10 protein-coding genes are annotated in these 11,999 nt (G+C 68.2%); 8 read left to right on the top strand and 2 right to left on the bottom strand.

All coding sequences use genetic code 11. From position 1 onward, the window contains the following. The gene (locus tag OC372_RS04955; RefSeq protein ID WP_029261704.1) at window positions 1-981 is read right to left on the bottom strand and encodes an ABC transporter permease; all 981 of its coding nucleotides are present in this window, start codon (window positions 979-981) and stop codon (window positions 1-3) included. A 367-nt stretch (window positions 982-1,348) separates the two neighbouring features. Here OC372_RS04955 and OC372_RS04950 point away from each other — a divergent pair, with 367 nt between their 5' ends. The 5 genes from OC372_RS04950 (at window position 1,349) to hemW (ending at window position 7,499) form a co-directional block, all read left to right on the top strand. Beyond that, window positions 1,349-3,079, top strand: a complete 1,731-nt coding sequence (locus OC372_RS04950) for an ABC transporter family substrate-binding protein (protein ID WP_051662504.1) — start codon at window positions 1,349-1,351, stop codon at window positions 3,077-3,079. A 115-nt stretch (window positions 3,080-3,194) separates the two neighbouring features. Then, a complete protein-coding gene (gene lepA / locus OC372_RS04945) occupies window positions 3,195-5,048 on the top strand; it encodes a translation elongation factor 4 (protein WP_029261706.1) in 1,854 nt (617 codons plus the stop codon). A 3-nt stretch (window positions 5,049-5,051) separates the two neighbouring features. After that, window positions 5,052-5,537 carry a DUF1990 domain-containing protein gene (locus tag OC372_RS04940; RefSeq protein ID WP_262001077.1) on the top strand — a complete coding sequence of 162 codons (486 nt, stop codon included), beginning with the start codon at window positions 5,052-5,054 and terminating at the stop codon, window positions 5,535-5,537. Window positions 5,538-5,628: 91 nt separating this feature from the next. Continuing rightward, on the top strand, window positions 5,629-6,282 hold the full coding sequence (locus tag OC372_RS04935; protein ID WP_029261708.1) for a DUF1990 family protein: 654 nt from the start codon (window positions 5,629-5,631) through the stop codon (window positions 6,280-6,282). Further along, window positions 6,282-7,499: a radical SAM family heme chaperone HemW gene (gene hemW, locus OC372_RS04930; RefSeq protein ID WP_262001076.1), complete on the top strand. Its 1,218-nt coding sequence runs from the start codon at window positions 6,282-6,284 to the stop codon at window positions 7,497-7,499. Before OC372_RS04935 ends, hemW begins: the two co-directional genes overlap by 1 nt. A gap of 19 nt (window positions 7,500-7,518) precedes the next feature. Here hemW and OC372_RS04925 read toward each other — a convergent pair whose 3' ends face one another. Continuing rightward, window positions 7,519-8,937: a carboxylesterase/lipase family protein gene (locus tag OC372_RS04925; RefSeq protein WP_262001075.1), complete on the bottom strand. Its 1,419-nt coding sequence runs from the start codon at window positions 8,935-8,937 to the stop codon at window positions 7,519-7,521. A gap of 103 nt (window positions 8,938-9,040) precedes the next feature. Here OC372_RS04925 and hrcA point away from each other — a divergent pair, with 103 nt between their 5' ends. Genes hrcA through OC372_RS04910 form a run of 3 tightly spaced genes read left to right on the top strand, consistent with a single transcriptional unit; the run spans window position 9,041 to window position 11,954 of the window. Then, a complete protein-coding gene (hrcA, locus tag OC372_RS04920; protein WP_091036953.1) occupies window positions 9,041-10,072 on the top strand; it encodes a heat-inducible transcriptional repressor HrcA in 1,032 nt (343 codons plus the stop codon). A 35-nt stretch (window positions 10,073-10,107) separates the two neighbouring features. Further along, a complete protein-coding gene (gene dnaJ / locus OC372_RS04915; protein ID WP_105710102.1) occupies window positions 10,108-11,223 on the top strand; it encodes a molecular chaperone DnaJ in 1,116 nt (371 codons plus the stop codon). 2 nt (window positions 11,224-11,225) lie between these two features. Next, on the top strand, window positions 11,226-11,954 hold the full coding sequence (locus OC372_RS04910) for a 16S rRNA (uracil(1498)-N(3))-methyltransferase (RefSeq protein WP_262001074.1): 729 nt from the start codon (window positions 11,226-11,228) through the stop codon (window positions 11,952-11,954). Window positions 11,955-11,999 lie beyond the last annotated feature (45 nt).

Genomic DNA, 11,999 nt, shown 5'->3' with positions numbered 1-11,999 from the left:
TCACATCCTCACTCGGGGGTCGAGGGCCGCGTAGAGGACGTCGGCCAGCGTGCCCGCGATGAGCACCAGGATCGCGGCGAACAGGATGGATCCGGTTGCGGCGTTGATGTCGTTGTTCGACACGGAGTCGATGAGGTATTCGCCCATGCCGTGCCAGCTGAAGATCTTCTCCGTCACGGCCGCGCCCGCCAGGATGGTGCCGAACGAGTAGGCGAAGAAGGTCGACATGGGGATCAGTGCGACGCGCACGCCGTGACGCATGATGGCGGATCCGCGGGTGCGGCCCTTCGCGCGTGCCGTGCGGATGAAGTCCGAGGACAGCACGTCGAGCATCGCGCTGCGCTGGTACCGGGAGTAGGAGGCTGCCGCGGTCACGGTGAGCGCGATCGTGGGCAGCAGCAGATGCGCTATTCGATCGCCTATGACGGGCCAGAACCCGGTGACCCCGACGCTGTACTCGCCGGTGAAGTTGATGAGCTGCTGACCGGACGCGTTGTTGACCCAGGTCGCGCCGATCATGAGGAGTACCGCGATCACGAAGATCGGCGTCGCGAGAACGGTGAACGACGCGTAGGTGATGATCTGATCACTCGCGCGGTACTGGCGGATGGCTCCCCATACACCGAGCAGGATGCCGAAGATCGCGCCGAGGATGGAGCCGATGATCAGCAGTCGGAGGCTCGTGCCGGCCCGTTCGATGATGTCAGCCGTCACCTCGGTGCTGCGAGTGGAGATTCCGAGGGAGCCGGTCGTGACGAACTGGACGAGCCAGTCCCACATGCGCTGCAGCAGCGAGACGTCAGGATTGACGCCCATCTTGTCGAGCGCGGCGTCGATGCTGGACTGCGGGACGGGGGGATTCTTGCCGAGGAACCGCGCCGCCGGCTGAAGTGTGGTGGAGACGAGGGCGTAACCGGCCAACGTGGCGATGACGGTGAGGATGAGATAGTTCACCAATCGCTTGGCGATGAATCCGATCATGGAGCTCCTTCGGCGCGGGATCGCCGCGCACCCGACATCTGTTGCGGCCTCGCTACTCTAGGCACCCGAGTCCCGCTTTCCAAAACTCCGGCATATCCTCTTCGATCGCCGGCAGGCTCCCCATGTTGCCATGTTCACGGTGGTCAGGCTGGCGCGACGCGGTGTCAGCCACGACGCGACCCCGTTTCAGCCACACGATCATGCGGCTTGAACGACAACTAGGTAACGATCCGGACAACACGTGCCTGACATGCCGGTGTACGGGGCGATTATCGATGATGTTGCTCCATAGCCGGTCGCTGTGTTTCGGTCTCCGGTTCGGACGAGTCCTGTGCAGTCTGCACGAAACGATAGAAGGGGGAGATCGATGAAGTCGAACTCCAAGAAATGGGCGGGCCTCGCCGGGATCGCCGCGGTCGCGCTGGCGCTCTCTGCGTGCGCGCCCGCCACGAACGGCGGAAACGAGGGGGACGGCGGTTCCTCGCCCGAAGCGCTTCCCGGGACCGGCTGGGTCGCCGCAGACCGCGACGCCGTCAAGGACGGCGGCACGCTCAACCTGCCGCTCGACGAGACGCCGGCCAACTGGAACCTCTACAACCTCGATTCCGGCACCGTCGACGACAACACGATCGCGAGCCTGTTCACCCCCGGTTTCGTCGTCGTGAACGAGGACGGCAGCTGGGAAGCCGACCCGAACTTCGCCACGTCGGTCGAGCTCAAGAGCGAGGACCCTCAGGTCGTCGAGGTCAAGATCAACCCCGACGCCGTCTGGTCCGATGGCACTCCCATCGGTGTCCAGGACTTCCAGGGCCAGTTCAACGCCCTGAACGGCAAGAACGAGGCGTACGCCCCGACGTCCACCAACGTCTGGTCCGACATCGCCTCCGTCGAGGCCGGTGAGAACGACCAGGATGTGCTGATCACGTTCGCGAACAAGAACGCCGACTGGCCCTCCATCCTCGGCACCGGCACGATCTACCCTCGTTGGCTCACGGAGACGCCGGAGAGCTTCAACACCGCGTGGGCGAACGGTCCGTTCGCTGCTGACGGTTCGACCTACGTCTCCGGCGGTCCGTTCATCGTCAGCAAGTTCGACGCGACCGGCAAGACCATCACGTTCGAGCCGAACCCGACGTGGTGGGGCGACAAGCCGAAGCTCGACACGATCAACTACAAGGCGACCGACCGGTCGACCGTCGGCCAGGCGTTCGCCAACAAGGAGTTCGACGCCGTTCCGATCAACTCCAGCGTCGACACGCTCGAGTCCGCGAAGGCGCGCTCCGACTCCGAGATCCTGAACTCGAAGGGTGTGACGTACAGCCACGTCACGCTCAACGGCACCGCCGGCGTGTTCGAGGACGTCGAGGTCCGTCAGGCCTTCGCGAAGTCGCTCGACCGTCAGATCATGGCTCAGGCCGTCATCGAGCCGCTGGGTGTCGAGCCCGAGGTCCTGAACAACCTCATCTTCCTCAACGGCCAGAACGGCTACGAAGACGACGGTGCGGACATCGCGTTCGATGTCGACGCCGCGAAGAAGCAGCTGGAAGACGCCGGCTGGGTCGAGGGCGACAAGGGCATCCGCGAGAAGGACGGCACCAAGCTGACCGTTCGCCTCGTGATCCCCTCGGAGACCCCGAACTCGGCGATCCTCTCGCAGCAGATCCAGCCGATGGCAGCCAAGGCGGGCTTCGACGTCAAGATCGACACCGTCCCGTCGGCCGACTTCTTCACGAAGTACATCACGACCGAGACGCGTGACTTCGAGGCGACGATCTTCGCGTGGCAGGGTACGCCGTACCCGATCTCCTCGACGGAATCGATCTTCAACCCGGCCGACTCGGGGCAGAACTTCCCCGGTGTCGCGGATGAGCGTCTGGACGATCTGTGGGCGAAGGCCAACGCCGAGCTCGACCCCGAGGCGCGCCTCGAGATCGCGAAGGAGATCGACAAGATCATCATGGGCGAAGCTGTGACGATCCCGCTCGCGGCACGACCGAACCAGTACGCGATCGCCGACGGCCTCGTGAACTACGGTCCCTCGCAGTTCGAGTCGGTCACCGGCGCGAAGTTCTGGGAGAACGTGGGCTGGGCCAAGTAAGCCCCGTTCGCACCACACACTGGGCGGTCCCTTCGGGGCCGCCCAGTGTGCTTTCCCCGGCACAGCAGCGCGCGAATCGGGGATTCACACCGCCTGACCGTAGAATCGAGGGGACATGTCCCCACGCGCTCTCACACCTCTTCAGCCTGCCTCGACGCCGGCTGCGCAGATCCGCAATTTCTGCATCATCGCCCACATCGACCACGGCAAGTCCACCCTCGCCGACCGGATGCTCCAGATCACCGGTGTCGTCTCGGATCGCGACATGCGGGCCCAGTACCTCGACCGGATGGACATCGAGCGCGAGCGCGGCATCACGATCAAGAGCCAGGCCGTGCGCATGCCCTGGGAACTCGACGGCCAGACCGTCGCCCTGAACATGATCGACACCCCCGGCCACGTCGACTTCACCTACGAGGTATCGCGCTCGCTCGCGGCCTGCGAGGGTGCGATCCTGCTCGTGGACGCGGCGCAGGGCATCGAGGCCCAGACGCTGGCGAACCTCTACCTTGCGCTGGAGAACGACCTCCACATCATCCCGGTGCTCAACAAGATCGACCTGCCGGCGGCCGACCCCGAGAAGTACGCGAAGGAGCTCGCATCCCTCATCGGCGGCAAGCCCGAGGACGTGCTCCGCGTCTCGGGCAAGACCGGCGTCGGCGTCGAGGAGCTGCTCGACCGGCTCGTCAAGGAGATCCCCGCCCCGAAGGGCGACGCGGACGCGCCGGCGCGCGCGATGATCTTCGACTCGGTCTACGACGCCTACCGCGGTGTGGTCACCTATGTGCGCATGGTGGACGGCAGCCTCTCGCCCCGCGAGCGCATCCAGATGATGTCGACCGGAGCGAATCACGAAGCGCTCGAGGTCGGTGTGTCGAGCCCGGAGCCGACCCCGACCAAGGGACTCGGGGTGGGCGAGGTCGGCTACCTGATCACGGGTGTGAAGGACGTGCGTCAGTCGAAGGTCGGCGACACGATCACGACGTCGCGCAAGCCCGCGTCCGAGGCGCTTCCGGGGTACACGGACCCCAAGCCCATGGTGTTCTCGGGTCTGTACCCGATCGACGGCAGCGACTACGCGGAGCTGCGTGAGGCGCTCGACAAGCTGAAACTCTCCGACGCCTCGCTCGTGTACGAACCGGAGACCTCGGTGGCCCTCGGCTTCGGCTTCCGCTGCGGATTCCTCGGTCTCCTGCACCTGGAGATCATCACCGAGCGTCTCGCGCGAGAGTTCGACCTCGACCTCATCACCACCGCGCCCAGCGTGATCTACGAGGTGCTCACGAGCGACACCGGCGAGACCGTCACCGTGACCAACCCGAGCGAGTACCCGGATGGGCGCATCGGCTCGGTCTCGGAGCCGATGGTGAAGGCGGCGATCCTGCTGCCCAAGGACTACGTCGGCACCGTCATGGAGCTGTGCCAGTCCCGCCGTGGAACGCTGCTCGGCATGGAGTACTTCTCGGAGGAACGCGTCGAACTGCGCTACAACATGCCGCTCGGTGAGATCGTGTTCGACTTCTTCGATCAGCTCAAGTCCAAGACGCAGGGCTACGCGTCGCTCGACTACGAACCGTCCGGGCAGCAGGAGGCCGACCTCGTCAAGGTCGACATCCTCCTCCAGGGCGAGAAGGTCGACGCGTTCAGCTCGATCGTCCACCGAGACAAGGCCTACGCCTACGGCACGATGATGGCCGAACGCCTGCGCAAGCTCATCCCTCGCCAGCAGTTCGAGGTTCCGATCCAGGCCGCGATCGGCGCGCGCATCATCGCCCGAGAGACGATCCGCGCGATCCGCAAGGACGTGCTCGCCAAGTGCTACGGCGGTGACATCACCCGCAAGCGCAAGCTCCTCGAGAAGCAGAAGGAGGGCAAGAAGCGCATGAAGATGGTCGGTCGCGTCGAGGTCCCCCAGGAGGCGTTCATCGCCGCGCTGTCGGGCGACGTCGAGGGCAAGGACAAGAAGTAGCACGTGCCGCTACCGGCCTACGAGCGGGGAATCACGCGTCATCCTGTCGCGACAGCGCCGGAGGGCATGCGGATCGCCGAGCATTCGACCGTGGTCGATCCGGCGGCGCGCGATGCCGTCGCGGCGTTGGTGTGCTCGTGGGAGTTCAAACGACGCGCCGGATTCGAGGTGCCGTCCGACGAGCCGAAACCGGGACTCGAAGGGGTGCTCGCGAAGCGCCTGCTCGGCATCCGCTTCGTCGAGCCGGTGCGTATCGTCTGGGCCGATGAGAGCGGCTTCGGCTACGAGACGCGACCCGGGCACCCGATCTACGGCGAGGAGTCGTTCCGGATCGACGAGCGCGGTGTGTTCACGGCGCGGTCCATCTCCTGTCCTTCCACCGCGCTCTGGCGTGTTCTCGGTCCTGCCCTGCGGATGGTGCAGCGCGCGACCCATGCGCGCTACGTGAAGATCGTGCAGGCCGAAGCAGCGGCTTCCCGCACGCAGTGACGCTCGACTGAGCGGGTTCACTGACCGAAGATGTGTCGCCGTGCGGCGCGTGGGGGTGTTCGCTCAGGCAACGGGAAGTAGGCTGGAACTCATGCGGCGCGGGACTTTCCGAGACGACACGGTGGACTATGCGGCCGTGGGTGCGACCCACGCGCCCGATCTGATGCAGTACCCGCCGGAGCGCAGCATCCCGGCGGAGGAATCCTGGCGGATCGGTAGCGGCAGCGAGCGCTTCCAGACCGCCGGTGAAGCGCTGCTCTCGTGGACGGCGCAGCGCGCGGCCGGACTCTCCGTCGAAGACGTGCGTCCGGCGCCCGGCCCCGCCTACGCGGGGGTGAGCTTCGACGCGGAGGGCAACCCGATCGCGCCGAGCAAGCGTGACGTCGAGCCCCGCTACGACGCGGAGGGCATGCCCTTCGTCGGCGCGGGGATGACTCTTCATCTGCGCGGTCGCGTCGGCAGCATGCGTGCGGACGCGGAGCTGCGCGTGATCTCGGTGACCGAGGAGACCCGGCGCATCGGCTTCGTCCTCGGCACCGTCGGCGGATCCGTCGTCCGTGGCGAGGAGTCCTTCGACGTGGACTGGCGTGAAGACAACGACGAGGTCTGGTTCACCGTCCGCGCCTTCGACGCTCCGCACGCGCTGCTGTACCGCACCGTGCCGGCGCTCGTGAAGCGCCGTCGTCGTGAGCTCTTCGCGCGCTACCTCCGCGCGATCTCCCCGCTCTACGCGACCCCCCTGTGATGGCGGGACCGCTTCCTCTGGGAGACCCTGCGCCGGCAGACGGACATCTGCCCGACGACCTTCCCTTCGACGCGAGTGTGCCGTTCTCGGCCTACCTGCACATCCCGTTCTGCACGGTGCGCTGCGGTTACTGCGACTTCAACACGTACACGTCGACCGAGCTCCGCGGCGCCAAGCAGGAGGACTACGCATCGACGCTGATCTCCGAGATCGGCCTCGCCCGTCGAGTGCTGGCCGACGCGGGGGCGCTGCGGCCGATGGACACCGTCTTCTTCGGCGGGGGCACGCCCACGCTGCTGCCGGCCGGCGATCTCGCCCGGATGCTGGAGGCCGCGACCTCGGCCTTCGGACTGGCGGAGGGCGCAGAGGTCACGGTGGAGGCGAATCCTGACACCGTGACGCCCGCGGTCGCGCGCACGCTGGCCGCTGCCGGCGTCACGCGGATGTCGGTCGGCATGCAGTCGGCCGTGCCGCACGTGCTCGCCTCCCTCGACCGCACGCACCGGCCCGAGAACGTGACCACCGCGGTCGCCGCGGCGAAGGACGCGGGTCTCGCGGTCAGTGTCGATCTGATCTACGGGGCGCCGGGGGAGTCGCTCGCCGACTGGGAAGTCTCGCTCGACGCGGCGCTCGCGCTGGAGTCCGACCACATCTCCGCGTACGCGCTGATCATCGAGGACGGCACGAAGCTCGCTCGCCAGATCCGCCGTGGAGAGGTTCCGACCCCCGACGACGACGTGCAGGCCGACATGTACGAGCTCGCCGACGCCCGTCTCGCGGCGGGGGGCTTCGACTGGTACGAGGTCAGCAACTGGGCACGCACGCCCGAGCAGCGGTCGCGGCACAATCTCGCGTACTGGCGCGGGAGAGACTGGTGGGGCTTCGGCCCCGGAGCGCACAGTCACGTCGCCGGGCTGCGCTGGTGGAATGTGAAACATCCGGCGGCGTACGCGCAGCGGCTCGCGGCATCCGAGTCGCCCGCCGCAGGCACGGAACGGCCGGACGCCGAGTCGCGGACGCTGGAGCGGATCCTGTTGCTGAGCCGCATCCGCGAGGGCATCGCTATCGACGAGGTGCCCGCCGCGAACCGACGCAGCGTCGCCGGGCTGATCGCCGACGGGCTCGTGGACCCGGCCGCCGCCATCCGCGGCCGTGTCCAGCTGACGCTTCGTGGTCGGCTCCTCGCCGATGCCGTCGTGCGCGAGCTCACCGACTGATCGGCCGATGCGGGCGGGCTCAGCCCGGGAGCAGGTCCATCCCCGCGGTCCGGCGCTGCGGAAGCGTCGCGCTCGTGGTGTCGAAGATGCGCGTCTGTCGGCCGGGCCCGTACGCCGGCCAGCCGGGGTCGCCGTTCGTGACGAATCCCACCCAGGCCGCGTTCATCTCGTCCGCAAGCGTCTGCGGCGCGTCGTGGCCCGCCAAGCGCACCGTCTCGTCGTCCGCGAGCCGATCGAAGACGAAGCCGAGCTCGAGTGCATGCGCGGCCCGCAGATCGCGAACCGGACTCTGCCACGCGAACTCGTACACGTGCGTGCGCTCCGGCCGCGCAGCCGCCAGGCGACTCAGTGGCGCCCGCAGCATCATGTCCGTGACGAGCTGCCCGAACACCTCGCCGGTGCTCGCCCCGGGGAAGGCCGAGCGATACTCGCGCACCGCGCGCTGCGGGATGCGGGAGAGGATCCGCGCCGCCTGCAGCTTCAGCTCGCTGATGCCGGCCAGAGCCGCGGGCGGGAACCACAACCGGTACTCGTCGGTGTTGCTGCCGATCAGGAGGGGCGTGTCGATGTCGCCGAGCACCTCGTGCGGTGAGCGCGGCAGGCTCTCCGGGTCGATCGCGAACTGGAAGCCGGGAGCTCCGCCCAACGGGGACGAGCCTGCGGACTGGGCTTTCCGCGCCTCGAGCAGCTGACCGGGTGAGAGCGCGGCGAACGAGTCACGGTCCGCCCGGACTCCGAGGTGCTTCGCGAGCCGTGCGGTCACCCGTCCCGCCTTCTTCGCCGGCTGTGCAGCCAACGGTCCGGATTCGATGATCGCCCGATGGATCAGCTCGCGGGATTCGTCGCGCGCGAGGAGCCCGGCGACGATCGCCCCGCCGGCGGATTCTCCCATCGCGGTGATCTGCGCGGGATCACCGCCGAACGCGGAGATCTCGCGGTGCACCCACTCCAGCGCCGCAGCGGCGTCGCGCAGTCCGAGGTTTCTCGGTGCACCTTCGAGTACCGAGAAACCCTCCGAGCCCAGGCGGTAATTGATGGAGACGAACACGATCCCCGCTTTCGCGAAGACCGTGCCGTCGTAGAGGGGCAGAGCAGCGGTGCCCCGTTCCAGCGCCCCGCCGTGGATCCACAGGAGCACCGGCGCCGCGGAGGCCCCGGACGGTGCCCAGACATTGGCCGTGAGGATGTCCTCACCGTCGATGCGCACGGAGCCGAGGAGCTCGCCGATCGCGCCGGCGTAGGGAAGCTGGGGTGCCGTGGGGCCGAACTGCGTCGCCTCACGGATGCCCGCCCACGCCGGTACCGGCCGTGGGGTGCGGAACCTGTTCTCGCCGAACGGTGGTGCGGCATAGGGGATGGCGAGGTAGCGGTCCACCCCCTCCTCCGCGGAGCCGCGGACGATGCCGCTCGACAACGTGGTCTGAGGTGAGGAGGTCATGAGCGTCATCCTAGGGTCGCGCATCCGCGCTACGGAGAATCCCGAGCTGCACGGGGTAGGATTGGCACTCTGAACGTCCGAGTGCCAGCGGAAGGGAAGGGCGATGGTCACAGAGCGAGGACTCCAGGTTCTCCGCGCGATCGTGCAGGACTACGTCGAGACCCACGAACCCGTCGGCAGCCGATCCATCGTCGACCGGCACTCCTTCGGCGTCTCGGCGGCGACGATCCGCAACGACATGGCGCTGCTCGAGGACGAAGAGCTCATCACGGCGCCGCACACCTCGTCCGGTCGGGTGCCGACCGACAAGGGCTACCGCGTCTTCGTGAATCACCTGGCGCAGCTGCGGCCGCTCTCGTCCGCGCAGCGCTCGGCGATCGAGTCGTTCCTCGGCGAGCCCGCCGACCTCGACGACCTGATGGTGCGCACCGTGCGGGTGCTGACGCAGCTCACCGGTCAGGTGGCGCTCGCGCAGTACCCCTCGTTCGCACGTGCTCACGTCACGCACGTCGAGCTGGTGGCGTTGGCCCCCAATCGTCTCCTGATCGTCCTCGTGACGGACGCCGGCGGCGTGTCGCAACGCGTGGCCCAGCTGCCGGAGGCCATCGACGAGGCCGAGATGGCGGTGCTGCGCGCGCGCATGGCCGCCTTGATCACCGGTCACGGCATCGGCGAGGCCTCCGACCGTCTGCAGGCACTGCTCGCCGTTCAGGACGCGCCGAAGGATCACGTGCTGCGCGCGATCGCGAGCGTCGTCATGGACGAGCTCAGCGGTTTCCGCCAAGAGCGTCTGGTGATGGCGGGAGCAGCCACCCTGGCCCGTCGCGAACAGGACTTCCGCGGCAGCATCCATCCGCTCCTCGAGGCGATCGAGGAGCAGGTGACCCTGCTGCGGCTGATGAGTGAGATGGTGACCGACGAGCACGGGCTCGCGGCCAGCATCGGCACCGAGAACGCACCGTTCGGCCTCGGTGAGGCATCGATCGTCGCCAGCAACTACGCCGCGCCCAGCGGCACGGCGCGGGTCGGCGTGATGGGCCCGACGCGGATGGATTATCCGAGCAACCTCGCAGCAGCACGGGCCGTGGCCCGCTACCTGTCGCGGATGCTCGACGAAGACGAGGCCGGCCGCTGAGGCGGCCGCCGGAAGACACACGCAGAAAGGCGATTGTGGCGGACCACTATGAGGTTCTCGGGGTGTCCCGAGACGCTTCCACCGACGAGATCAAGAAGGCGTATCGACGTCTCGCGCGACAGCTGCACCCGGATGTGAATCCCGGTGAGGATGCGGCGGAGAAGTTCAAGCTCGTCACGCATGCGTACGACGTGCTGAGCGACGACGAGTCGCGGCGCCGCTACGACATGGGCGGAGGAGACGGCGCTGCCGGCAACTTCGGCGGATTCGGCGGGTTCGGCGACATCTTCGAGACCTTCTTCGGCGCCTCCCAGGGCGGCGGACGCGGGGCACGACCCCGATCGCGCCGGGAGCGCGGACAGGATGCTCTCGTGCGTGTCACGCTCGACCTCGGTGACGTCGTCTTCGGCGCGCACCGCGACATCGACGTCGACACCGCCGTGCTGTGCGAGACGTGTCAGGGCTCCTGCTGCCAGGAGGGTACGTCCCCCGTCACCTGCGACATCTGCGGCGGCTCCGGACACGTGCAGCGTCAGGTGCGCAGCCTGCTCGGCAACGTCGTCACCTCTCAGCCCTGCGGCACGTGCGAGGGCTACGGCACCACCATCCCGTTCCCGTGCGGCACCTGCGGAGGCCAGGGCCGCGTGCGCTCGCGTCGCACGGTCTCGCTCGACATCCCCGCCGGCGTCGAGACCGGCCTTCGCCTTCAGCTGCCCGGCTCGGGCGAGGTCGGCAAGGCGGGCGGCCCGAACGGCGACCTGTACGTCGAGGTCACGGTCAACGCCCACCCCGCTTTCAGTCGTGAGGGCGATGACCTGCTCGCCACGCTCGAGGTGTCGATGACCGACGCCATCCTCGGCACCGAGACCACGATCCAGGGGCTCGACGGCGAGGTCGACCTCGAGATCCGCGCGGGCGTGCAGTCCGGCGACGTGCTCACCATCAAGGGGCGGGGCATCACCCCGCTCCGGGGCACCCAGCGCGGAGACCTGCGCGTCGGCGTGCAGGTGCTGACGCCTACCCGGCTGGACTCCGCGCAGCGCGCACTTATCGAGGACTTCGCGAAGAAGACCAAGGCTCCGGATCCGCAGCTCGCGCAGTTCCAGCCCGGCCTCTTCTCGAAGCTCCGCGACCGTTTCCGCAGCCACTGATCATGGCACTGCACTTCGTGGTCGAGTCGTCGACGGATGCGGGCGTCGGCGACCTCGTGTCGCTGACGGGCGCGGAGGCGAAGCATGCCGCTGTCGTGCGGCGGCTGCGCGTCGGCGAGCCGGTCACGGTCGGCGACGGCGCGGGCGTGTGGCTGACGGGTGCGGCCGAAGAGGTGTCCCCGACCCGGGTCGAGGTCCGGATCTCCGACCGCGTCGAGCATCCGGCTCCGAGCCCACGGATCGTCCTGGTCCAAGCTCTCGCGAAGGGCGACCGCGACGAGTTGGCCGTGCAGGCGGCGTGCGAGCTCGGCGTCGACGAGATCGTGCCGTGGCAGGCGAGCCGTAGCGTCTCCCGCTGGGAGGGGCCGAAGGCCGTCAAGGGGCGCGAGCGATGGGCGACCATCGTGCGCGAGGCCGCGAAGCAGGCCCATCGGGCCTGGCTGCCCGAGGTCACCGCACCGGTCTCGACGACGCAGCTCGCCGAGCGGTCGACCTCGCAGCGCGTGCTGCTCCTCGACCCCACGGCTTCCGTGCGTCTCTCCGAGATCACGGCCGACGGTCGCGATCTGGTGCTGGTCGTGGGGCCGGAAGGCGGGATCGCCGAGGAAGAACTCGACCGGCTGACAGCTGCGGGCGCCGAAAGAGTGCTCCTGGGTGACACGGTGCTGCGGACGTCGACGGCGGGCCCGGCGGCGATCGCCGTGCTGTCGGTCGCGCTCGGCCGCTGGTGAGCTGCGTTCCGGCCGCCCACGGCGTCAGGCCGCTGGGGACGCGGC

Origin of the sequence: Microbacterium sp. Mcb102 (genome assembly GCF_024519805.1) — a bacterium.
Taxonomy (GTDB): domain Bacteria; phylum Actinomycetota; class Actinomycetes; order Actinomycetales; family Microbacteriaceae; genus Microbacterium.
Note: the sequence above shows the minus strand (reverse complement) of the source record. Positions and strands in the feature narration are given on the sequence as shown.